Origin of the sequence: Plantactinospora sp. KLBMP9567 (assembly GCF_033446045.1) — a bacterium.
GTDB lineage: Bacteria > Actinomycetota > Actinomycetes > Mycobacteriales > Micromonosporaceae > Plantactinospora.
In genome coordinates this window covers 173,398-198,901 of the sequence record NZ_JAWQRR010000003.1, presented here as the reverse complement: position 1 = coordinate 198,901, position 25,504 = coordinate 173,398, and the positions used below count along the sequence as shown (strand labels likewise).

Below are 25,504 nucleotides of genomic sequence, written 5' to 3'. Positions count from 1 at the left end.
ATCGCACCGAAGATCGACTGTTGGAGGTTTCGTGCACCAGGCCGCGTTGACCATCGATCCCGCGTTCCGGATCGCCGAGGTCGACCCGAGGCTCTACGGCTCCTTCGTGGAGCACCTCGGGCGCTGCGTCTACACCGGGATCTACGAGCCGGGACATCCGACCGCCGACGAGCACGGGTTCCGCCGGGACGTGGCAGAGCTGGTCCGGCAGCTCGGCGTACCCGTACTGCGCTATCCGGGCGGCAACTTCGTCTCGGGCTACAACTGGGAGGACGGCATCGGGCCGCGCGAGTCCCGGCCCCGCCGGCTCGACCTGGCCTGGCGCTCCATCGAGACGAACGAGATCGGCGTCGACGAGTTCGTCCGCTGGAGCCGCCGGGTCGGCAGCGAACCGATGATGGCGGTCAACCTCGGTACCCGGGGGGTGGACGCCGCCCGGAGCCTGCTGGAATACACCAACCACCCGGGCGGGACGTACTGGTCCGACCTGCGGCGGCAGCACGGCAGCCCGGACCCGTACGACATCAAGCTGTGGTGTCTCGGCAACGAGATGGACGGTCCGTGGCAAACCGGGTTCACCACGGCCCGGGAGTACGGCCGGCTGGCGGCGCAGACCGCGCAGGCGATGCGCCGGGTCGACCCCTCGATCGAACTCGTCGCCTGCGGCAGCTCGGGCAGCGGGATGCCGACCTTCGGCAGTTGGGAGGCGACGGTACTGGAGGAGACCTACGACCTGGTCGACTACGTCTCGGTACACAGCTACTACCAGGAGCACGACGGCGACCGGGACAGCTTCCTGGCCAGCGCGGTCGACCTGGACCGGTTCATGGAGTCGGTGGTGGCCACCTGCGACCACGTCCGGGCGGTCGGCCGGCACCGGAAGCGGATCAACCTCTCGGTCGACGAGTGGAACGTCTGGTACCAGAGCCGGTTCGTCGGCGAGGAGAAGCTCGACTGGGCGGAGGCGCCCCGGCTGATCGAGGACACCTACTCGGTGGTCGACGCGGTGGTCGTCGGCGATCTGCTGATCTCGCTGCTCCGGCATGCCGACCGGGTCAAGATCGCCTGCCTGGCACAGCTCGTCAACGTCATCGCGCCGATCCGCAGCGAGCCGGGCGGGCCGGCCTGGGTGCAGCCGACGTACCACCCGTTCGCGTTGACCTCCCGGCACGGTCGCGGCACCGTGCTGCGGGTCGAGCCGACCGGCCCTGCGCACGACACCGCCCGGCACGGCGAGGTGCCGAGGGTCACCGCCACCGCCGTCCGGGACGACGAGTCCGGCGCGGTCACCCTCTTCGCGGTCAACCGGGACCAGCGGGAGCCGCTCGCCCTCGACGTCGACCTGCGGGCCTGTTCCGGTCTCGTCGGCGGGGAGCACGTCGTGCTGACCGACGCGGACCCGGAGGCGACGAACAGCGCGGAGGCGCCCGAGCGGGTGACGCCGAGCCGGCTCGCCGACCTCAAGGTCGAGGGCGGACAGGTGAGCGCGGTCCTGCCGGCGCTGTCCTGGAACATGATCCGGCTGACTCCGACCGGCTGACTCCGGAGCGGACTACGCAGCGGAGCCGGGCCGGGTCCGCCGACCCCGGCCGACGACAGCGAGGTCAGGGTGGGCAGTTCCGGGCGGGCTGGAGCCCGGTGACCGTGCTGAGCGGCACGATCCGGTGCACCGGGTCCCCCTGCCCCACCTGGATGATCAGGCTCCCCCGATCGGTCCCGATCAGGGCTCCGCAGAGCGTGCCGCCCTCGGTGGTGACGGTGACCAGCGCGCCGGCCGCAGGGGTGGCGCCCGGACCCAGCCAGGTGAATCCAACCGCCACCGCCACCAGACCGATACCGGCCAGGGTCAGCCGGCGAGCGCGCACGATCGCCCGCTGTACGCCCACCACCTCGGCCCGGGTCCATTCGGCCAGGTCCTCTCCCGTCAGCAGGCACTCGTCGGACGGCGTACCGGCCGCGGCGCGGATTGCGGTCAGGGTCGCCCAGACCAGCCCGGCCAGGGCCAGCCCGAGCAGCAGCACCACCAACCAGCGGTACGGGGCGGCCAGGGTCGCCACGGTGTCCCGCCCCTTGATGATCAGTACGGCGCCGAGCAGCGTGGTGAGTCCGGCCAGTCCGGTACGCCAGCTCTCCGCCTGCTTGCGGGCCGCGTCGAGCTGGTGGAACCGGAGTTGGTCAGCCCGCTGCGCCCACCGCCAGCGCTCGATACTCACGGCAGTTCCACCTGCCAATACGCCCCGCAGCCCTGGTCCCACGCCTCCGCCGGCCGGTTGGCGTGCACGTGGCCGCAGTCGCAGTAGACGGTACGCGCGCCTACCGGCCGGTCGATGCTGCGCGCGCCGCTGCGGCCGAGGAATCCCTTGTGCCCGGAGGGGATGCCGTACTCCCAGAGGACGGTGGTGTGTCCACCACACCCCGGACACGATCCGGTCACCTCGATCCGGCGCCCGTCCGCCGTCGGCGCGACGGTAAACCCGTCCCGCTGCAACCGGTGGTCAGCCAGTCGGTACTCGACCGGGCGATGGTGCTCGATGCGGGGTTCCGTCACCCTGGACCTCCTCCTCGTCTCGCGTCCCGGGCTCGTCGACCTGGAATCCGAGCAGTGCGGCGTACCGGCGCAGCCGGGCGCGGACCTGCCCGGTCGACTCGCCCACCTCGTCCGCCGCCGCCGCGACGTGCGCCGGGCCGACCGTGCCGCACAGCGCGGGCGCCTGCCCGTCCAGGTACCGGGTGACGACCAGCAGGTCCTGCCAGTGCACGAGGTCGTCTGGGCAGGCGTCGACCGGGTAGTCGAGGGTGACGCCGAGCGGAACGAACCGGGCCAGCCGCTGGTGGGCATACGCCACCGTCCAGCCGAACCGGCCAGCGACCTGGATCAGCTCCAGCGCGTCGACGGTGTCCCGGTAGAACTCCTGGCCGTGCTGGTCGATCCGGGTGAGCAGGGCCCGGTCGTACCGGTCCGGCACCAGGTCGCGGAAGGCTGCCAGGGTCGCCTTGTCCAACTCCGGCAGCGGGGCGCCAAGCGCCCGGTACGGTTCGAGGTCGTCCAGGAACTCGCCCACCGACTGCCGGGCGCTGGACGCGGCGACGACGATGTCGCCCGCGCCCAACTGCCAGGACGGCTCGGCGTCCGGCTCGGAGGTCCGGTGCCACGGGCCGATCAGGGCGAGCCGCTCCTCCCAGTGGTGGCAGGTGGCTACACTGGTCAACGCTTCGGTGGGAAGCTGGCTGAGGTCGATCGTGTCCGGCAGCAGGGTACGCAGGTATTCGGTGACCGCCCCGATGCCGCAGTCCAGGTAATAGGCCAGGTCGACCAGGTGCGGTACGGTCACCGGCCCGCCCGGGTCGACGATGTCGAGCAGCCGGCGGAACCGGGCCAGCCGCTCGTCGAACCCGGCGAAGTCCCGCGACCCGATCTCCCGGGCGATCGCGCGTAGCGCCTGCCATCCGGTATGCAGCGTGTACGAGGCGGTCACCGGGTCGTACCACTGCAGGTCGTCGACGGCGAAGGCCCGCTCCGCGTCGGTGGGGGTGAAGTCCGGGTACGCGTTCATGTCGGGCAGCCGGAGCAGGCCCGTCCCGGCGAGCCGGGTAAGGTCCCGGTGGATCTGCCCGGTACTCGTCCCGGTCCGGGCGCTCAGCACGAGCAGGTGCAGCGGGGTGAGGCGCTGACCGACGGTGTGTACGTGGCGCAGCGCCTCCCGCTCCAGCGTGGTCAGCTCGTCCGGGTAGCGGTCCCGGCCGGCGACGGTGTAGCCGAGCGGGGCGAACTTGTCGAAGAGCGCGAGCACCTGGTCGACCGGCCGGCCGAGGTTGGAGCTGGCCCGCAGCACGTGGGCGGGGCTGACCGACGGTCCGATCCACGGCGGCCCACCGTCGAGGTCCTGGGAGAACAGGTTCAGCTCCGCCTGGTTGAACACGTGGTCCCGCAGCGCCGCAAGGTCGCCGGCCGGCGGGGACCAGCCAGGCGGCACGAGCTGCCCGGCGCGGCGGAGCACCTCGTCCAGCGGGATGTGCAGCCCGGTGGAGACCCGGCCGAGCCAGCCGCCGACCGCGCTCCGCGGCGGCTCGCCCGGTGGTGCCCAGGCGGCCAGGGCCAGCACCAGCACCTGGTCGTCGGGCTCGAAGGTCCGGGCGAGCGGCGGGATGACCCGGGCGGCCGACAGGTCCAGTCCGACGATCGCGAACCGGCGCAGCCGGCGCAGCCGCTCGGTCCCTCGGTGCTCCTCGTGGGCGGCGAGCTCGAGCAGCGTGTCCGCGGTGGGTCGGCCGTACCGGGCCGGGTCGCGGTAGTTGCCCCGGTAGAGCGATTCGAGCATGTCCGCGTCGAAGGGCTCCACGGTCGGCAACCCGTCGGTATGCACGACGGCCGGGACGAAGTCCTCGCCCAGAGACGGCGCGGAGCCCCGCCACACGCCGAACCGCCACGCCCGCAGCCACGCCTGGTCCTGGCCGATCCACCATGCGCCCTCGCCGGTGAACAGGTCGAGGTCCACCGGCAGGCAGCCGACCCGACGGATCGGCACCGAGACGCCGTGTCCCCAGGGCCCCTCGACCGGCAACTCCTGGTCCACCCCGGCCAGGTAGCTGAAGACGTCCTGGGCCACCGACGGGGTGGATCGGGTCACCTCCCAGAACCAGGAGAGGTTCAGTCCGGGCCAGCGGGCGAGTTCGGGCAGCGAGGCCCGGATCTGGTCGCGTACCCAGGCCTTGTCCCAGTTCCGCAGCGTGTTGCGGTCCACCGTGAACTGCGGGCGGCGGACGTCCCGCAGGTTCACCACGAAGCCGTGGGTCTCCTCGTTCGTCTGGATGCCATCGGCGGCGAGCCCGCCCTCCCCGGAGACCCACCACAGGTCGGCACCGTACTTCAGCGGCGCCGCCGTGGCGTCCGGGTAGCGGAGTTCCTCCTCCTGCCACGTCTCGTGTCCGGCGCCGTCCTCGGCGACCTCGACCCGGAACTCGGCCAGCCAGAGCAGCCGGCGCATCGTACGCAGTACGGAGATCCGCTCCTCGCCGGTCAGGTAGAGGCGGACCCGGGTGCCGCCGGTCGGCAACTCGTCCGGGGCGGTGGTGATCTGGAACAGGCTGCCGCTGCTGGCAATCCGCACGCTGTGCGCCTGCGGCGCGACCAGGTCGTCCTCGCCGACCGGCCGGGTGACGATCTGTATCTCGTCCGCGATCATGAAATAGCTGAACACCCCGACCCCGAACTGGCTGTTCGGCACCAGTCGCAGCGGCGGGTCGAGATCCTGCCAGCGGGCCTGCTCGTGCCGGAAGCCCTGCCGGTAGACGAACCGCTCACCGGCGTTGGCGAAGGTGTTCTTCAGCGCCTCGACGGTCATCCCGACGCCGTTGTCGACGCACTCGACGTACTCCCGGCCGTCGGCGGTGTCCCGGCCCTGCCGGAAGGTGATCAGCCCGGTCCACGGGGCGGTCGGCCGGCCGATTCGTTCCCGGTAGCGCCGCCGGACGTGCCGGTAGCGGCAGGCGTCCAGGGCGTTCTGGTACAGCTCCCGGATCGCCAGGGCCGGCTCGCCGTACAGCTGGCGGCCCATCAGCAGCTCCCGGATCTTCTCGTCGGAGAGCCGGAACCGCAGCAGCGGGGTCTCGTACGCGGGCGTGCCGTCGTGGTGATGTTCGGGCCGCAGCCCGGCCGCGTCGAACCGGGCCGGCAGGTTGCCGAGCAGCTCGTCGGCGACGGCCAGGTCGCGGGTCGTCTCCCTGGCCCGCTCGGCGCGCATCGCCACCTCGCTGAACGCGTCATGCATGGCCGGGTGGTCACAGACGGCGTGCAGGTGCAGCACGTCGGCGCCGCGCCGCCAGTCCAGCCGGGCCATGGCCGCCAGCAGCGCCGACAGCGGCAGCTCGGCCCCGATGCCGACGTGGTCGACCACCACGGTCGGCATCCGCCGGGGATCGGCGGCGACGATCCCGGCGAGCCAGAGCGCGACGGCCAGGCTCCGGAACCGCGCATCGAAGTCCGGTCGGTTCAGCCGCTCGACCAGCCGCCGGTCGTCCGGGTCCGCGCCGACGCCGTGCATCAGCGCCCGCAGCACCGAACAGAGTTCACTCTCGGTCATCGTGCCGGTCGGTCCGGACGCCAGGGTGGCGGCGAGCCGACGGCAGACCGCGGTGGCGGCGGCACTCTCCCACAGCCGGAGCCGGTCGCCGAGCCAGCGGTGCACCAGCCACATGGCCAGCGCGTCCCGCGCCTCCGGCCGGTCCCGCCGGGCCAGTCCCTCGGCCCGCCGGCAGACGTGCTCGTGCATCGCGTGCGTGATCTCCAGGTCGGCCCGGGGACCGTCCCGGTAGGTCCGGGAGAAGTCGGTAGGCGCTATCGCCGCCGCCTCCCGCAGGCCGCCCGCGATCGCTGCCTCGCGCAGGAACGGCACCGCCGCGAGGATGCCGACCTCCTCGGGAGTCAGGCCGGCCGGCGCGGTCACGAACGATTCGACCGCCGCCAGCACCCGTACCGGATAGTCCTGGGTCGACCATGGGTCCCGCACCCCGGCCCGCTCGGCGAGGGCCTCCTGCGCCTCGCCCCAGCGCCTCGCACACTCCTCGACCACCCCGGTCACCGCAGCCCTGATCCGTTCGGGGTCTGTCCCGACACGGCACCGGTCCCACAGCGGGGTGTCGGCGACCGCGCGCCGCCACGCCTCGCTGACCTGGTCGCCCTCGCAGATCACCACGTCGCCCCGGACCCCGGTGCCGGCACCGTGCCGGGCCCAGACGATTTCCGGGACCTGTTCCACCCCGTCGATCCGGGCGGCCCTGCGGGCCATCTGCCGCTCGACCTCGGCGTAGACCTCGTCGAGGGTACGGGCCGGGCTGCGCCGGTCCAGCGCCTCGGCCAGCACCTGGGTGAAGAAGCTGCCGGTGTCGGCGTACCGGCTGCGCTGTCCGGGGCGGCAACTGTTGACCAGGGCGAAGTCGCCACCGGCCGGGTACGGCAGCAACCCGCCCTGCGGGGTGGAGCCCAGCGGGCCGGCCGGGTCCTCCCGACAGGCGTCCACGAAGAAGACCACCAGCCGGGCCCGGCAGTGTTCCAGGTAGCGCGGCACGAGCGGCACCAGGCCGTCCCGGTCGGGCCGCTGCCCGCCCGGCTCCGGATAGGCGTCACAGGGAGCTAGATAGCTCTGCCCGTCTATGACCACACCGTGACCCGAAAAGTACAGCAGCAGTACCCCGCCGGGCGGTGCCTCCTGGCACGCCCGCAGCACGGCGGCGCGGATCCGGCTCCCGGTCGGCTCCCGCTCCACGTCGCCACCCACCCCGCAGTGCCGGACCTGGTAACCGGACTGCCCCAGCGCTGTGGTCATCCGGTCGATGTCGTTGGCCACCACGTCGCGGATCGGCGGAAACAGGTCGCTGTCGCAGGCGGGCACACCGATCAGCAGGGCATGGCGATCTGTCACGAGCTAGCCACCAGGAGACGAGGGGCCCACATTCTCGCATATCCCGCGCCTGTGGCGGCAAAGGCGAGCGCCCACCCCGGTTGGCAAGGGCCCCTATACAGAAAGCGATAGGGGGCCCTTCCTCGCCTCCTCGTCCACCGAGGACGGTCAGCGTGCCGGGTCGGCGACTACCGACCCGGCCATCCGCTCCCGCAGGCTGCGCGGGCGCAGATCGGTCCAGTTCTCCTCCACGTACGCCAGGCAGGCGTCCCGGGACTGCGGGCCGTCCGCGCCGAACGTCACCGCCCAGCCGGCCGGTACCTCCACGAAGGACGGCCAGAGCGAGTGCTGCCCCTCGTCGTTGACGAGCACCAGGTACTGCCCGTCCGGGTCCTCGAACGGATTCGTGGTCATGAGCAGATCCTCTCCGGGTGGTCGGCGGGTACGCCGTCCGACTGGGTGGTCAGGGGTTGTGCCTGATCGGCGGTTCCGGTCCCGAGCGCCGAGAGTGGCAGATCCGGCCGGGCGAGCGCCGAGGCGAGCAGCCCGAGCAGCTCGTCGGTGAGCCGGTGCGCGGTCGGCGGGTCGAACAGCTCGATCGCGTACTCCAGTTCGCCGTGCACCGGGCCGTCGCCGACCGGCTCGTAGAAGCTGACGGTGAGTTCGGCCCGGGTCGTCCCGGTCGGCACCGGCGCGAACCGCAGCGCCACCGCACCGCCCGGACCGTCCCCGCCGTCGGGGCTGTCCGGGCCGTCCAGCCCGGCCTCCTCGTGGTGCACCAGCATCACCGGCGGCAGCGTCCAGCCGGCCGACAGGGTGCGGCGTACCGCGTCGAACGGGACGTCCTGGCGGTCGAAGGCGCTCAGGTCCGCCTCGCGGATCCGGCCCAGCAGCTCGGTGAAGGTCGGGTCGCCACCGGTGTCGGTGCGCAGCACCAGCGGGTTGACGAAGCAGCCGACCAGGTCGGCGAGGGCCGTCTCGGTCCGGCCGGCCACCAGGGTGCCGATCGGCACGTCCGGCCCGGCGCCGATCCGGTGCAGCAGCGCCGCGAGAGCGGCCTGGAACACCATGAACATGCTGGTCCCGGTCTGCCGGGCCAGCTCGTCGACGGCCCGGTGCGACGCCGCGTCCAGCACGAACTCGACCCGACCGCCGCGCCCGGACAGCGCCGCCGGTCGCGGCCGGTCGGTCGGCAGCGCCAGCCGATCCGGTACGCCGGCCAGCGCCTCCCGCCACCAGTCGAACTGCCGCGCGTGCCGGCTGCCGGGGTCGGCCGGATCGCCGAGCAGGGTACGCGCCCAGCGGGCGTAGTCCGGATAGCCGACCGGCAACGGCGACCACTCCGGTGCCCGCCCGGCGACCCGGGCCGCGTACGCGATGCCGAGGTCCCGGGCCAGTGGCACCACCGACCACTCGTCCACGCCGAGATAGTGCATCGTCAGCAGCAGTACCCGATCCCCGCCCGGACCGGTCAGCAGCCGGGCCCGCAGCGGCGGCTCCCTGGTCGGGTCCACGCCGGCACCGACCAACTCGGTGATCCGGTCGTCGAGCGGTAGCGCGCTCTCCGGAAGCACCTCCAGGGGCACGCGGTCGACCACCGGCACCGGTACCGGTGCGCCGCCGGCATCGGCCGCGAATGCGGTACGCAGCGGCTCGTGCCGCTCCACCAGGTCGGCCAGCGCCGCCGCCAGCGCCGCCGCGTCCAGCCTCGCCGCGTCGCCCGGCCCGCTGCCCGCCCCGTCGCCCATCGCGTCGCCCGGCCCGCTGCCTGCCGAATCGCCTAGCCCGCTGCCTGCCGAATCGCCTAGCCCGCTGCCCGTCCCGTCACCCGGTCCGCCGGCCGCGCGGACCAGCAGGGCGAGGTCCCAGCCGGTCCGACCGGCGGAGTTCGGCTCGGCCGTGGCACGGTGCAGATCCCACCAGATCCGTTGCACCGGAGCCGCGACCGGCCCGGCGACCTCCTGTGCCGGGCGCAGTGCCGGACGCTCCGCCACCGCCCCGGCGAGCCGGTCCGCCAGCCCGGCCACCGTCGGCGCCTCGAAGATGTCCCGCACCGCCAGGTCGACGCCGAGCGCCGCCCGGATCCGGCCGAGCAGCCGCATCGCCGCCATCGAGTGCCCGCCGAGGGCGAAGAAGTCGTCCGAGATCCCCACCTTCGGCAACCGGAGTACCTCCGCGACCAGTTCGGCGAGGGTCTGCTGTGCCGGGGTGGAGGGCGCCTCGTCGCCGGTCAGCGCCGCCCAGTCCGGCGCGGGCAGGGCACGCCGGTCCAGTTTGCCGTTGGCGGTCAGCGGCAGCGGACCGTCGAGTACCAGCACGGCGGACGGGACCATGTAGTCGGGGAGCAGCTCGGCCGCGTGTGCGCGTACCTCGGCGGGGTCGAGCGGTCCGGCGGCCGGCACGACGTACCCGGCGAGTCGGGTCAGGTCGGCGTTGCGGTGCACCACCACCGCTGCCTGGCGTACTCCCGGGTGCCGGGCCAGCACCGCCTCGACCTCGCCCAGCTCGATCCGGAAGCCCCGGATCTTCACCTGGTCGTCGACCCTTCCGAGGAAGTCCAGGATGCCGCCGGCCCGCCACCGCGCCCGGTCACCGGTGCGGTACATCCGGGCTCCGGCCGGGCCGTACGGGTCGGCGACGAAGCGCTCGGCGGTCAGCCCGGGACGGCCGAGATAGCCACGGGCCAGACCGCGCCCGCCGACGTACAGCTCGCCGGCCACCCCGGGCGGTACCGGGCGGAGCCGCTCGTCCAGCACGTAGGCCCGGGTGTTCGGGTCGGGCAGTCCGATCGGCACCGCACCGGACCAGTCCGGCTCGGCCCGCCAGAGCGTGGAGTTCACCGTCGCCTCGGTCAGCCCGTACGCGGCGAAAAGCCGTAGCCGCTGCGCCCATCGCCCGATCAGGTCCGGCGGCACCGTCTCGGTGCCGACCAGCACGACCAGCCCGGCCGGCAGTTGGCAGTCCGGCGGCAGTGCCGAAACCAGGGACGGCGGCAGGATGGCGTGGCTGACCCGTTCCCGTTCCAGTAGGTCCACCAGGGGCCGGCCGGGCGCCCGAGCCTCGTCCGGGGCCAGCACCAGCCGACCGCCGGCACACAGCGCCATGGCCAACTCGAAGACGAAGACGTCGAAGCCGGTCGAGGCGAACTGGAGTACCCGGGAGGAGCCGTCCACCCCCATCCGCTCGGCGGCGGTCGCGACCAGACTGCCGATCCCCTCGTGCGGCACCACCACACCCTTGGGCCGACCGGTGCTGCCCGAGGTGTAGATGACGTACGCCGCGTGGTCCAGCCCGGCCGGTACCGCCGGCCCGGTCCCGGCCGGGTCGGCCGGCGTCGTCGGCACCGGCTCCGGCCGGACCGGCTCGACGAGCAGCCGGTCCACTCCGGGCAGCTCCGGCAGCCGCTCGGCGGCCTCCGGTGTCGTCACCACGGTTCGAGCGCCGGAGTCCTCGACCATGTATGCCAGCCGGTCGGCCGGATGGCCGAGGTCCAGCGGCAGGAACGCGGCACCGAGCCGCAGCACCCCGAGCACCACCGCCACGGTCTCCAGCGAGCGGGGCACGGCCACCCCGACCACCGTTTCCGGGCCGACGCCGTACCCGGCGAGCAGTCGTGCCACCCGGGCCGCCTCGGCGTCGAGCTGGGCGTACGACAGGGTCCGCCGCCCGTCGACCACGGCGACCGCCTCCGGGTTCTGTGCCGCCCGCCGGGCGAACATCGCCGGCAGGGTCTCCTCCGGCACCGACCGGCCGGTGGCGTTGAACTCGCGCAGCACCCGGTCGCGCTCGTCGCCGACGAAGACGTCGATCCGGCCCACCGGCGTTGCGGGGTCGGCGACGACTGCCTTCGCCAGCCGGAGCAGCCGCTCACCGAGGAGCGCCACCGTCTCCCGGTCGAACAGGTCGGTCCGGTACTTCAGCAGGCAGCTCAGCACGTCGTCGTCCGGCTCGACGGTGTCGGCCGTCCCGACCGACCCGCCCTGCGCGAGGGACCCGGCCGGCGCGAGGGACCCGGCCGGCGCGAGGGACCCGGCCGGCGCGAGGGACCCGGCCGGCGCGACGGACCCGGCGAAGTCGAAGACCAGGTCGAACTTCGCGGCCGGGGTGTCGACCGGCTCGTCGGTGACGGTCAGCCCGGCCAGGCCACTCCACTCGGCGGTCCGGTTGCGGTGCACCACCATCACCTGGAACAGCGGGTTACGGGAGACCGAGCGGGCCGGGTTGACCGCCTCTACCACGGCCTCGAACGGCACCTCCTGGGCGGAGAAGGCGGCCAGGTCGGTCTGCCGGACCCGGGCCAGCAGCTCGGTGAAGGTCGGGTCGCCGGACACGTCGGTTCGGAGTACCAGGGTGTTGACGAAGAACCCGACCAGATCGTCGAGGGCCGCGTCACCCCGCCCCGCGATCGGCGCGCCGAGCGGGATGTCGGTGCCGGCGCCGAGCCGGTGCAGCAGCGCCGCGACCAGCGCGTGCGCCACCATGAACAGGCTGGTACCGGTCCGGGAGGCGAGCCGGCGCAGCCCCGCGCCGACCTCGGCGGGCAGCACCACGGAAAGTTCCGCCCCGGCCGGGTCCGGTCGTCCCGAGCGGGCCCGGTCGGTGGGCAGCACCAGCTCCTCCGGCGCCCCGCTCAACGTGGTACGCCAGTAGTCGAGCTGCCGGGCGGCCAGGCTGGCCGGGTCCGCCGGGTCGCCGAGCAGCCGGCGCTGCCACAGGGTGTAGTCGGCGTACTGGACCGGCAGCGGTGCCCATTCCGGCGCCCGTCCCGCCCGCCGGGCCGCGTACGCCGTGCGGAGGTCGCGCAGGAACGGCCGGTCCGACCACTCGTCGGTGGCCACGTGGTGCAGCACCAGCACCAGGACGTACTCCTCCGCCCCACCCGACTCCCGGCCACCCGGGCCACCCGGGCCGCCTGACTCCGGGCCACCTGACTCCGGGCCACCTGACTCCGGGCCACCTGACTCCGGGCCACCCGACTCCGGGTCGACCGCGACGAGAGTTGCCCGCAGCGGCAGTTCGGTGGTCAGATCGAACGGGCGACGCACCGCGTCCCGGACGATCCCGGTCACCTCGGCCGGAGCGGCGGCGACGCTCTCCAGCACCGGCCGGGCGTCGGCCGCCGGCAGTACCCGCTGGTACGGCCGGCCGTCCCGCTCGCCGAACAGGGTCCGCAGCGTCTCGTGCCGGCCGGTCAGGTCGGCCAACGCGGTACGCAGCGCCGCCACGTCCAGCGGCCCGCGCAGCCGTACCGCGATCGGGAAGTTGTACGCCGCCGACTCCGGCGCGAGCTGCTGGATCACCCAAAGTCGCTGCTGCGCGAAGGCGAGCGGCAGAACGGCTGGGCGCTCGGCCGGGACCAGCGCGATCCGGGCCGCACCGCCATCTTCCGCGCCGTCCGGCCCGACGGCCCCGATCCGGGCGGCCAGTTCGGCGACCGTCGGCGCCTCGAACAGGTCGCGGATCGCCAGCTCGGCACCGAGCGCCACCCGGGCCCGGCTGACCAGCCGGATCGCCAGCAGGGAGTGGCCGCCGAGGTCGAAGAAGTTGTCGTCGACGCCGATCTCCGGCACGCCGAGCAGCTCGGCGAAGAGGACACAGAGCGCCTCCTCGGCGGCGGTGGCCGGCGGACGGGCGGCCGCACCGGCCCGGACGGTCGGGGCCGGCAGCGCCGCCACGTCGAGCTTGCCGTTCACGGTCAGCGGCAGCCGGTCCAGCGGCACCAGCGCGGCCGGCACCATGTAGTCCGGCAGCCGCCGCTTCAGGTCCGCCCGGAGGGCGGCCAGCACGGCGTCGTCGTCCGGCTCCGTCCACTCTGCGGTGCGGACGAGGTAGCCGGCCAGCCGGCGTACCGCCGGGTCGGTCGAGGAGTCGACCACCACCGCGGCGTGCGCCACCAGCGGGTGTTCGGCCAGCGCGCTCTCGACCTCGCCCAGCTCGATCCGGTACCCCCGGATCTTCACCTGGTCGTCGGTGCGCCCGAGAAAGTCCAGGTTCCCGTCCGACCGGCGTCGGACCAGGTCACCGGTGCGGTACATCCGCTCCCCCGGCGCACCGTACGGGTCGGCGACGAAGCGCTCGGCGGTCAGCCCGAGCCGCCGGTGGTAGCCCCGGGCCAGCCCGATCCCGCCGATGTACAGCTCACCGGGGGCGCCGGGCGGGACGAGTCGCAGGTACGCGTCGAGTACGTAGGCCCGGGTGTTCCAGATCGCCCGGCCGACGGTCGGGGTGGCGCTGTCTCCGGTGCCGCCACCGAGGGTGTTGATGGTGTACTCGGTCGGCCCGTACAGGTTGTAGCCGGCCGTACCCTCGGTGTCCCGCAACCGGTTCCAGACCGCCTCGGAGACCGCCTCGCCGCCGAGCAGCACCAGCACCGGGCGGTGTCGAGGAGTCCCGCCGGTGTCGTCCGTCGGCTCGCCGAGCGGCTCGTCGACCGGCTGGCCCAGCGGCTCGCCGAGCGGCTCGACGACCGGCTGGCCCAGCGGCTCGCCGGCAAGGTCGTCCCGGTCGAGCAGGCCCTCCTCGATCAGGTGGTGTGCGTAGCTCGGGGTGACGTTGACGACGTCGATCCGGTGCCGGTCACAGTAGGCGACCAGCGCCTGGGCGTCCCGGCGCAGCTCCTCGTCGCAGACGTGCACCTCGTGCCCCTCGACCAGCCAGAGCAGCTCCTCCCAGGACATGTCGAAGGCGAACGAGACGGTGTGCGCGATCCGCAGCCGCCGGCCACCGGCCGCCGCCACGGTCGGGTCGAAGATCGCCTCCCGGTGGTTGAGCTGCATGTTCGTCAACCCCCGGTACGGCGTCACCACCCCCTTCGGCCGACCGGTGGAGCCGGAGGTGTAGATCAGGTACGCCGGGTGCTCCAGCCGGTCCGGATCGGTCCGGGCGAACCCGGCCGGCAGTTCGGCATCTGTGAGCGCCGCGCCGGAGAGCCCGGCCAGCTCGGCCTGTACCGCCGGATCGTCGAGCGGCACCGTCGGCGTGTCGGTCCCCGGCAGCCCCGCCCGGACGGGAGTCACCGTCAGCAGGCACATCGGGGCGGTGTCGGCGAGTACGAAGGCCAGCCGTTCGGCCGGATGGTCCAGCTCCAGCGGCAGGTACGCGGCTCCGGTGCGCAGTACCGCGAAGAGCGCGACCACCATCTCGATCGACCGGGGCAGCGCCAGCGCGACCACCATCTCGGGTCCGGCGCCCCGGGCGACCAGCAGCCGGGCCAGCCGGTTGATCCGGGCGTCGAACTCGGCGTATGTCAGGGTGCGGCAGGCGTTGACCAATGCGACCTCGTCCGGGGTCCGGGCGGCCTGCTCGGCGAGCAGGTCGGCGACGGATTCGGTGCCGATCGGGTGCCGGGTGGCGGTCCACTCGGCGGCCAGTCCGGCCCGTTCCGCCCCGGTGAGCAGGTCGAGCCGGCCGACCGGGATCTCCGGCTCGGCGACCAGCCGGGCCAGCAGCGCGACGAACCGGTCCAGCAGGGTCCGGGCCACCCGACCCGGTACGACGTCCGGCCGGTGGTCCAGGGCCACCCGGAGCCGCTGTGCCGGGGTGACCACCAGGGTCAGCGGATAGTGCGTGGCGTCCACCCCGTCGAGGGCAGCGATCCCGTGCCGGTCCCGCAGCCGGGCCGACTCCCCCTCGTCGACGAAGTTCTGCAACACGTAGAGGGTGTCGAAGAGCCGGGCGTGCCCGCTGGCCCGCTGCACCGCGCCGAGCCCGAGGTGGTCGTGCGGCATCAGTTCGATCCGCTGCTCGCCCAGCCGGCGCAGCAGGCCGAGCACCGGTTCGCCGGGCTCGGCGGTGACGCGTACCGGCACGGTGTTGAGGAAGAGCCCGATGATGTTCTCCACGTCCGGCACGTCCGCGTGCCGGCCGGCGACGGTCATCCCGAAGACCACGTCGGTGCGGCCGAGGTGACCGCCGAGCACCAGCCCCCAGGCAGCGGTGAGCACGGTGTTGAGGGTCAGTCCGTGCCGGCGGGCCAGTCCGCGCAGCCGGTCGCCCAGCGCGGTCGGCAGTTCGGCCCGGACCCGGTGCGGTACGACCGGTGCCAGGCTCGCCTCCGAGGCGACCAGGGTCGGCTCGGCGAGGCCCGCGAGAGCGTCCCGCCAGGCCCGACCGGCCCGCTCGGTGTCCTGGGTGGCCAGCCATTCCAGGTGGTCCCGGTAGGAGCCGGCCGGCGGCAGGTCCCGGTCGTCGCCGTCCCGCTCGTAGAGGGTGAAGAGCTGTTCGACGAAGAGTTCCTCGGACCAGCCGTCCCAGAGCACCAGGTGGTGGCTGACGACGAGCCGGTCCCGGTCGTCGCCGAGCCGGAGCAGCAGCAGCCGGCACAGCGGCGGCCGGGTCAGGTCGAACCGGGTACGCCGGTCCTCGGCCATCAGCTCGGCCATCCGGGCCCGCTGGGTCTCCGGATCGAGGTCGGTCAGGTCCACCTCAATCACCGGCAACTCGGGGGCCACCCCGACGAACTGCACCGGCCGGGGCAGCCCCTCGCTGACGAACCCGGCCCGCATGCTGGGGTTGCGGGCCAGCAGCGCGGCTCCGGCCCGGCGCAGCCGGTCCAGATCCAGCCGGTACCCGAGGTCGAAGGCGTCCTGCGCGGTGTAGACGTCCAGCGCCGAGGTGTCGTAGCTGGCGTGGAAGTACAGCCCCTCCTGCAACGGTGAGAGCGGCCAGATCTCCGCCACCGGTACCGGGCTGGTCCGCTCGATCCGGTCGATGTCGTCCCGACCCAGCGACAGCCCAGCCGCGATCGCCGGGGTGGGCCCCGCGTCCGCCCTGTCCGGGCCGACGGTGCCGACCGGCGGGACGGCGGCGGTGCTGAGCTGGCGTAGCGCGTCGAGCCACTCGGCGGCCAGCCCGGTCACGTCCGGCTCGTCGAGCAGGCCGTCCGGCCACGTCCAGGTCGCGGTCAGCACCGGCCCGGCCGGGGTCTCGGTGGCGACCGCGTCGACCTGGACCAGATGGGTCAGGCCCAGCCCGCCGTTGACGGCGGTGATCGCGTCGGACTCGGCCGCCGGCGTCCAGTCCAGCTCGGTGCCACCGGGGAACCGGCCGTAGTAGTGGAACAGCACCTGGGCCGAGGAGAGTCCGGCCAGGATCGGCGCCGCCTGTGCGTTCAGGTGCCGCAGCAGCCCGTGGCCGAGGCCGCCGTCCGGAACCGCCCGGATCCGCTCGCCGACCGTAGCCAGCAGGTCGATCGGGTCGGTGCCGGCCGGCAGGCGTACCGGCTGGACGCTGGTGAACCAGCCGACCGTGCGGGAGAGGTCGAGCTCTGGTTCGATTTCCTCCCGGCCGTGCCGTTCGAGGTCGACCAGCAGGTCGGCAGCGCCGTCGCGGCCGTGCCGCTGCTGCCACCGGGTCACCCCGAGCCGGAACGCCGCGAGTAGTACTGCGGTGACCTCGGCACCGACCGCCGCCGGTACGGCGGTGAGCAGCGGCAGCGTCTCGGCCGGGTCGAGGCGTACGACGTGCTGGCGGGCCGGTCCCGCCACCGGCTGGGTCTGCGCCGGCAGCAGCTCCGCTCCCGGGGCGAGCGTCTCGGCCCAGTGCGCCAGCTCCGCCAGCCGCTCGGGGCGCTGTGCGTGCTCGCCGAGCACCCGGGCGTACCGCCGCAGCGAGGTGCCGACCGGGGCGAGAATCGGGGGCTGCCCGGCCCGTACCGATGCCCAGGCGGCGGCCAGGTCCGCCAGCAGGATCCGCCAGGAGACGCCGTCGACCGCCAGGTGGTGGGCCGCGAGCAGCAGCCGGCCGGGTCGGTCGCCGGAGTCGAACCAAACCGCCTGGAGCATGCTCCCCTCGTCCGGATCCAGCCGGTCGGTGGCGGCGGCGGACTCGGTGGCCAGCACGGCACGCAGCCCGGCGTCGTCCAGCCCGGCCACGTCGACCCGGCGTATCAGGCCGGCCGCCCGCACCACACCGGCCGGGGTCGTCTGGAGCGACCAGAGTACGGAGGCGATCCGGCGCAGCCGGAGCCGCAGGCCGGCGTGCCGGTCCAGCACCGCCTGGAGGACCTCGGCCAGCGACCCGAGGTCCAGCTCGGCCGGTACGACCAGCAGGGTGCTCAGGGTGAACCGCTCGATCGGCAGTCCGGTCTCCCGGAGCCAGTGCACGATCGGCAGCAGCGGCACCTCACCCAGCTCGTCCGGATCCGCGCCCGGTACGCCGACGGCGCGATCGCCGACCGGGGTCGCGGTGCTGGCCGACGGAGAACCGGCCGCCGGTGCGGCGGTCGTCGAGGCGACCGTCATCGAGGCGGCGGGCGTCGAGGCGGTGCCGGCCATGGTCGGCGGGTCGCTCGGGGACAGGGCGGTGTCGCCGCCGCCGGCCCGGGCCAGCGCTCGCGGGGTCCGGTGCCGGAAGACGTCGCGCGGCGCGACCGCCAGTCCGTGCCGGCGGGCCCGGCTGGAGACCGCGATGGAGAGGATGCTGTCGCCGCCGAGGGCGAAGAAGTCCGCGTCGGCACCGACCTCGGGCACCCCGAGGACCTCGGCGAAGATCTCCCGGAGCAGCCGCTCGGCCGCACCGCCCCTGGCGGGCCGTACCGGACCGTCCACATCCGACGTCTTGGTCAGTGCCGGGGCGACGGCGGCCGTCGTGCCGGCGCCCTGTGGGGCGGGCAGGGCGGCCCGGTCGAGTTTGCCGCTGGGGGTCAGCGGCAGCGCATCGAGCACCACGAACCGGCCCGGCACCATCGACTCGGGCAGCCCGGCCCGGGCCGCTGCGCGGACCGCCTCGACGTCGAGCCGGAGTCCCGCCACCGGCACCAGGTAGCCGACCAGACCGGTCCGGCCCCGACCGTCGACCCGGGCGGCGGCAACCGCCTGCGCCACACCCGGCCCGGTCCGGAGCACCGCCTCCACCTCGCCGAGGTCGATCCGGTGCCCCCGGATCTTGACCTGGTCGTCGCTGCGGCCGACGTATTCGAGTACGCCGTCGGTACGCCACCGCACCAGGTCACCGGTGCGGTACATGCGCTGCCCCGCCGGCCCGTACGGGTCGGCGACGAAACGCTGCGCGGTCAGCTCGAACCGGGCGTGGTAGCCGTACCCGAGCTGGGTTCCGGCGACGTACAGCTCACCGGGTACGCCGGGTGGGACCGGGCGGAGGCAGTCGTCCAGCACGTACAGCCGGGTGTTGGCCACCGGGCGGCCGATCGGCACGGTGCGTTCCGCGCCGCCGTCATTCGCCCACCAGGTGACCTGCACCGCCGTCTCGGTCGGCCCGTAGAAGTTGTCCAGCGCCGTGCCGGTCTGCGCGTGCCAGCGCCGGGCCAGTTCCGGCGACAGTGCCTCGCCACCGCAGGAGACCCAGCGCAGGCTGGCCGCCCACGTGCGGTCGGCGGCCAGCTCGTCGGCGAGCAGGAACGCCTCGACCAGCGACGGTACGAAGGTGACCGCGGTGACCCGGTGCCGGCGGACCAGCCCGGCGAGCCCCCTCGGGTCACCGGCCTCGTCCTCGCCGGGCAGCACCACGGCGGCACCGGCGGTCAGCGGCCAGAAGATCTCCCAGACCGAGGTGTCGAAGCTGGCCGGGGCGAGTTGCAGCATCCGGTCGTCGGCACCGAGCCCGAACCGCCGCTGTGACCAGGCGAGCTGGCTGACGATCGCCCGGTGGCCGACGAGTACGCCCTTCGGGTGGCCCGTCGATCCCGAGGTGTAGATCAGGTACGCCGGTGATTCCGGATCGCCGCCGTCACCGGCCGGAGCGACCGCGCTCGACGGCCCCTCCGGTTCTGCCGTGGCGGTGACCAGTAGGTGTGGCACGCCGGCCGGCCGGGGCAGCCGGGCCATCACGTCCACAGTGGATACGATGGCCTGGGCGCCGGAGTCGGTGAGCACCACGGAGAGCCGCTCCCGGGGATGCGTGACGTCCAGCGGCAGGTACGCGGCACCCGCCTTCAGGACGCCGAGCAGTGCCACCACCAGTTCGGCCGACCGGGGCACCGCCACCGCGACGACGTCACCCGGCCGGACCCCACGGGCGGCCAGTCGCCGGGCCAGCCCGGCGGCCCGCCGGTCCAGGTCGGCGTAGTCGAGTCGCCGTTCGCCGTCGATCAGCGCGACCGCGTCCGGCGTCCGGGCCGCCTGCGCGGCGACCAGGCCGTGCAGGGTCTCCGGCGGCACCGGGGCGACCGGGCCGGTGAGCCGGGCCAGCGCCGTACCGCGCTCGGCCGCCGGCAGCAGGTCGATCCGCCCGACCGGCCGGTCCGGCTCGGCGACGAATACGCCGAGCACCTCGGCCAGACCGCAACGGAGCTGGCGTACGGTCGCGGCGTCGATCCGGCCCGGGTCGTACTCGACGGTGAGGTCCAGCGACTCGCCGGCCGGCGACACCAGCAGGGTGACCGGATAGTGGGTCGCCTCCCGGAACTCGACCCCGGCCAGGGCGAGACCGCCGGCCCGCCCGGCCGGGATCGGGTCGACCGGATAGTTCTCCATCACCACCAGGCTGTCGAACAGCTCACCGCCGCCGGCCAGCCGCTGGATCGCCGGCAGCCCGAGATGCTGTGCGTCGAGGAGTTCGGCCTGCTCCCGCTGGAGCCGGCCGGCCAGCTCGACCAGCGGTTCGGCCGGAGTCCAGCGCAGCCGGACCGGCAGGGTGTTGATGAACAGTCCGACCATCGCCTCGACACCGTCCAGTTCGGCGGGCCGGCCGGAGACCGTACTGCCGAAGACGACGTCACGCCGGCCGAGGCGCCGACCCAGCACCACCGCCCAGGCGGCGTGCAGCACGCTGCCCACGGTCAGCCCGGCCGCCCGGACCTGCCCGGCCAACCCGGCGGCCACCTCGGGCGGCAGCGCCACCCGGACCCGCTCAGGGTGGAACATGCCGTCGAAGCCCTCCTCGGCCTCGGCGCCGAGCCGGGTCGGACCGTCCAGTCCGGCCAGCGCAGCCCGCCAGGCGCCGCCGGCCGCCGCCCGGTCCCGGCTGGCCAGCCACTCGAGGTACCGCCGGTACGGGGTGACCGGCGGCAACCGGTCCGGCTCGCCGTCCGGGGCGTACCGGGCGAGCAGGTCCCGCACGGTCACCCCGGCCGACCAGCCATCGGTGACGATGTGGTGGTGGGTGAGCAGCAGGCTGTGCCGCTGTTCCGCCCACCTGACCAGTACGCAGCGCAGCAGCGGCGGTCGGGTCAGGTCGAACGGGGCGGCCCGCTCCGCCTCGGCCAGCGCCTCGAACTCGGCCGTCCGCTCCGGTTCCGGGTACCCGGTCAGGTCGACCTCGCGCCACGGCAGCGCGATGCCGTCCGCGACGAGCTGCACCGGCCGCCAGTCGGCGAGCTGCGGGAACGCGGTCCGCAGCGGGGCGTGCCGGTCAAGCACGTCCTGCCCGGCCCGGCGCAGCGCGGCGGCGTCCAGCGGGCCGCGCAGCTCGATCACCTGCTGCACCCGGTACGGGTCCCGGTCCGCTCCGGCGGCGACGGCGTGGAAGTAGAAGCCCTCCTGCAACGGGGTCAGCGGCAGCACGTCGGCGACCGCCGGTACGGCGGCGGCGAGGGCGTCCACGTCCTCCTGGCGCAGTGGCAGCAGCGGGAAGTCCGACGGGCTCGGCCCGCCAGCCCCCGGCCGGGCGGCGTGCCGCACCAGCGCCTCCAGCGCGGCGAACCAGCCCTGCGCCAGCTCCGCCACGTCCGCCTCGGCGAGCAGCGTCGCCGGCCAGGCCCAGGTCACGCCGAGCCCGGGCCCGTCCGCCCGGTCCTCGGTGAACGCGTTCACCTCCAGCGTGTACGGCGCCACCGGCATGCCCGCGTCGAAGCCACCGGCGAGCAGGCCGAGCCCGGGCAGCGCCGTCCAGCAGCCGTCGGCGGAGGACTCCACTCCGAACCGGCCGAGGTAGTTGAAGCTGATCTGCGGCTGGGGCAGCCCGGCCAGTACGGCGGCGGTCTCCGGGTTGAGGTGCCGGAGCAGCCCGTACCCGAGCCCGTGGTCGGGGATGGCCCGCAGCCCTTCCTTGATCCGCTTCAGCGCCCGGCCGGCGTCCTCGCCGCCGGACAGCGCCTCGTCGAGGTCGATCGGCCCGAAATCGAGCCGTACCGGGAAGATGCTGGTGAACCAGCCGAGGGTGCGGGACAGGTCGACGCCGTCGGCGATCTGCTCCTCCCGGCCGTGCCCCTCCAGCGCCACCAGCGCGGGTCCGGGCAGACCTGTCCCCCGGCGCCGACGCCAGTCGGCGAGCGCCAGGGCGAACGCGGTGAGCAGCACGTCGTTGACCCCGGCGGAGAACGCCGCCGGAATACTGGTGAGCAGCGGTGCGGTCTGCTCGGCCGGCAGCCGCAGGGTGAGCCGGCGGACGCTGTCGAGGTCGCCGACCGGGTTCAGCGGCCGGTCCGCCAGCGCCGGGTCGTCGCCGCGCAGCAGCTCCGTCCAGAGTGGCAGCTCGGCGGTCCGGTCCGCCGACTCGGCGTCGGCGTGCACCAGCTCGGCCCAGCGGCGCAGCGGGGTGCCGACCGGCTCCAGCCGGGGCGTCCGGCCGGCCAGCACGTCGGTCCAGGCGGCGGCCAGGTCGGGCAGCAGGATCCGCCAGGAGACCCCGTCGACCACCGCGTGGTGCACCACCACGACCAGCCGGCCGGCCCGGTCCGGGCCGGCGTCCAGCCAGACCGCCTGGAGCATCACGCCGGCCTCCGGTGCCAGCCGGGCGCCCGCGAAGTCGGCGGCGGCGGAGATCCGGTCCCGCAGCGCCTCGTCGGTCAGCCCGGCAGCGTCGACCCGGTGCAGCCGGTCCGCCGCAGGTACGGTGCCGGGCGCCGATACCACCAGCCGGCCCGGACGCTGCGAAGTGGCCCGGACCAGCCGGGACCGGAGTACGTCGTGCCGGTCGACCACCGCCTGGAGCGCGGCGGCCAGCCGCTCGACGCTCGCCTCGGCCGGTACCCGGACCGCCAGCCACTGCGCGAACGCGTCGATCGGCCCGCCGCACTCGTCCAGCCAGCGCATGATCGGGCTGAGCGGGAACTCGCCGACCCCGGCCCGGGGATCGTCCTGCACGGCCCGCGACAGCGACTCGGCCACCGGCGCCAGCTCGGCGACGGTACGACGCTGGAAGACCTGGCGCGGCGTGACCACCAACCCGGCCTGCCGGGCCCGGATCACGAGCTGGATCGAGACGATGCTGTCCCCGCCGAGGGCGAAGAAGTCGTCCTCCACCCCGACCTCGGGCAGCCCGAGCACCTCGGCGTAGAGGGCGCAGAGCACCTCCTCGCGGGCGTCCCGGGGCCGGGCTCCGGTGCTGCGCGCCGCGAAGTCCGGCGCCGGCAGGGCGGCCCGGTCCAGCTTGCCGCTCGGCAGCACCGGCAGCCTGTGCAGCGGTACGAAGGCGGCCGGCACCATGTGGTCGGGCAGCCAGCTCCGGGCGTACGCGCGCAGCTCGGCCAGCAGGGCGGTGACGTCCCGGAACGGCGCGGGTCGGTTGGCGTACCCGTGCAGCGGGGCCTGCTCCGGCAGGGCCGGCCGGTACGCCGGTTCGGCGGGTACCGCGTCCGGGCGGGAGAAGAGCAGGTCGAGGCGGCCGTCGCCGGCGGTACCGGACCAGGTGACCTCGACCCGGTAGCCGTGCCGTTCGGCCAGCTCGTACACCGCCTCGGGATCGACGGCCGACCCACCCGCCGGGCCGGTGCCGCCGTTCGGGCCGGTGCCGCCGTTCGGGCCGGTGCCGACGGAGAGTTCCCGGTAGGCGGCGAGGTCGGCGTCCAGCCGGGCGTTCGGCACCCCGGTCACCCGCAGCACGGCCGGCCGCGCCGAGTCGAGCCGGTCGGCCAACCCGGCGAGCCCGGCCGGCTCGGCGGCCCAGGGCAGCTCCACGACACCGTCCACGTTGGACTCCGCGCTGGCGGCGATGCGCAGCACCACGTCGTACCGGTAGCGGGTGAGTTCGTTGTGCGCGTGGCCGCGCTTGACCCAGAGGTCGACCGCGGTGATCGCCGACACCTCCCGGGCCAGCGCCGGGAAGAGGTCGGGATCGAGCAGCAGCTCGCCCTCCCAGCGCAGGCTCTGCTCGACGGCGGCCAGCGCGGCCCGCCGGCCGTCCGGGTCCGGCCGGCGGCGACCCGCCTCGATCGCCCCGCGCAGCGCGCGGTGCAGCCGCAGGTTGCGCACGTCGCCGACGAAAACCGTGCCACCCGGTGCCAGCAGGCCGACCGCCCGGCGCAGCACGTCGGCCAGGTAGTCGACGCTCGGGAAGTACTGGACCACGGAGTTCAGCACGACGGTGTCGAAGTAGCCGGCCGGCAGCCCGTCGGTGACGTCGGCCGGCTGGGCCCGCAGCTCGACCCGGTCGGCCAGCGCCGGGACCGCCGCCACCTGGTCGCGCAGCGCCTCGATCGCCGCCGGGGAGAGGTCGGTACCCCAGTACGCCTCCACCTCCGGCGCCACCCTGGCCAGCAGCAGGCCGCTGCCGACGCCGATCTCCAGCACCCGGCGCGGGCGCAGCGCGAGGATCCGCTCCACCGTCCGGTCCCGCCACTGGCGCATCTCGGCCAGCGGGATCGGCAGCCCGTCGTAGCTGCTGTTCCAGCCGGTGAAGTTCTCCCCGAACCGCTCGGTGCGCCCGGCGGTGTAGAGCAGTTCGTGCAGCTCCCGCCAGTCGTCCACCCGGGCCGACTCGACCCCGTCCCGCTCCGCCGGCCGGGCCAGCGCCGGTACGACGTAGGCGGCGAGCCGTTGCTGACCGTCGCGCCCGGGCCGGGCCAGTACGGCGACCTGGCCGACCGCCGGATGCTGGGCCAGTACCGACTCGATCTCGCCCGGCTCGATCCGGTACCCCCGGATCTTCACCTGGTCGTCGGCGCGGCCGAGGAACTCCAGCCGCCCGTCCGGCAGCCAGCGCACCAGGTCACCGGTGCGGTAGAGCCGCCCGCCGGCCGGCCCGTACGGGTCGGCGACGAAGCGCTGCGCGGTCAGCCCCGGCTGGCCGAGATAACCCCGGGCCAGCCCGGTGCCGCCGAGGTACAGCTCGCCGGTGGCGCCGACCGGCACCGGCTGGAGGGCGGCGTCCAGCACGTAGCACCGGGTGCCGGGGTCGGGGCGGCCGATCGGCACCACGCCACCGGGCGGGGTCTGCGGGTCGCACTCCCCCAGCGTCGAGTTGACCGTCGCCTCGGTCGGCCCGTACGCGTTGAACATCGGCCGGTCCTGGGCCCACCGGGCGACCAGTTCCGGGGAGACCCGCTCGGTACCGGCCAGCAGGGTCGCCCCGGCCGGCAGGGTCAGCTCCCGGGGCATCGCGGCAAGCAGGGCCGGCGGCAGGATCATGAAGGTCACGCCGTGCCGGTGGGCGTACTCGGTCAGCGCCGGGCCGGGCACCCGGCGCTCGGCCGGCACCACCACCAGCCGGCCGCCGGAGAGCAGCCCGAGGCAGAGGTCCCAGAACGCCACGTCGAAGCTGGGCGAGGCGAACTGGAGTACCCGGCTGTGCGGCCCGACGCCGAGTCGGGCGCTCTGGGTGGCGACCAGTTTGGCCACCCCGGCGTGCGAGACGACGACCCCCTTGGGCCGGCCGGTCGACCCGGAGGTGTAGATGACGTAGGCGGCGTTCTCCGGTGCCGGCGACGGCAGCTCTGCCGGGCCCGGCTCGACCTGATCGGTGTCGGTCAGCTCGTCGAGCAGCAGCCTCGGCAGGCCCGGGGTCTCCGGCAGCTCGCCGGCCAGTTCGGCGGTGCTGACCAGGCAGACCGGCCGGGCGTCGGCCAGCATGAAGGCGATCCGCTCGGCCGGATAGTCCTGGTCCACCGGCAGGTACGCGCCGCCGGCCTTGAGCACCGCCACCTCGGCCACGATCATGTCCACCGAGCGGGGCAGACAGAGCGCGACCACCCGCTCCGGCCCGACCCCCCGGGCCCGCAGCGCGTACCCGAGCCGGTTCGCCCGGGCGTCCAGTTCCGCGTACGTCAGCTCGACGTCCTCGCAGACCACCGCGACCGCCCCGGGTGCCCGGCGTACCTGCTCGGCGAAGAGTTCCGGCCAGGTCGCCGGGGGTGCCGGCCGGACCGTGGAGTTCCACTCGACGAGGATCCGGTGCCGCTCCACCGCCGTCGGCCCGGCATCTGCCGTCGGCCCGGTCTCGGCGCGGTTCAGGTCACTTGTGGGCACGACGAAGTACCGCCTCTCGCGAGCGGG

At 74.3% G+C, this 25,504-nt stretch carries 6 protein-coding genes; 1 reads left to right on the top strand and 5 read right to left on the bottom strand.

Annotated features, from left to right (window positions below; genetic code table 11):
- Positions 1–31 precede the first annotated feature (31 nt).
- Positions 32–1,540: an alpha-N-arabinofuranosidase gene (locus R6Y94_RS01510; RefSeq protein WP_318393905.1), complete on the top strand. Its 1,509-nt coding sequence runs from the start codon at positions 32–34 to the stop codon at positions 1,538–1,540.
- A 64-nt stretch (positions 1,541–1,604) separates the two neighbouring features.
- On the opposite strand, the gene R6Y94_RS01505 is transcribed toward R6Y94_RS01510, so the two are convergent.
- From R6Y94_RS01505 to R6Y94_RS01485, 5 genes are all read right to left on the bottom strand, one after another.
- Positions 1,605–2,213, bottom strand: a complete 609-nt coding sequence (locus R6Y94_RS01505) for a hypothetical protein (RefSeq protein WP_318393904.1) — start codon at positions 2,211–2,213, stop codon at positions 1,605–1,607.
- Positions 2,210–2,548 (bottom strand): hypothetical protein, encoded by a 339-nt coding sequence (locus R6Y94_RS01500; protein ID WP_318393903.1) that lies wholly within the window; start codon positions 2,546–2,548, stop codon positions 2,210–2,212. The genes R6Y94_RS01505 and R6Y94_RS01500 overlap by 4 nt, the downstream gene beginning before the upstream one ends.
- Positions 2,496–7,418, bottom strand: a complete 4,923-nt coding sequence (locus R6Y94_RS01495; protein ID WP_318393902.1) for a caspase family protein — start codon at positions 7,416–7,418, stop codon at positions 2,496–2,498. The genes R6Y94_RS01500 and R6Y94_RS01495 overlap by 53 nt, the downstream gene beginning before the upstream one ends.
- Positions 7,419–7,565: 147 nt before the next feature.
- A complete protein-coding gene (locus tag R6Y94_RS01490) occupies positions 7,566–7,811 on the bottom strand; it encodes an MbtH family protein (protein ID WP_318393901.1) in 246 nt (81 codons plus the stop codon).
- Positions 7,808–25,477 carry a non-ribosomal peptide synthetase gene (locus R6Y94_RS01485; protein ID WP_318393900.1) on the bottom strand — a complete coding sequence of 5,890 codons (17,670 nt, stop codon included), beginning with the start codon at positions 25,475–25,477 and terminating at the stop codon, positions 7,808–7,810. Before R6Y94_RS01485 ends, R6Y94_RS01490 begins: the two co-directional genes overlap by 4 nt.
- Between the last annotated feature and the right edge of the window lie 27 nt (positions 25,478–25,504).

What these genes read in the sequence shown, in the direction of transcription:
- R6Y94_RS01490 (WP_318393901.1), bottom strand. Translation starts at nt 7,811, where the DNA reads ATGACCACGAATCCGTTCGAGGACCCGGACGGGCAGTACCTGGTGCTC.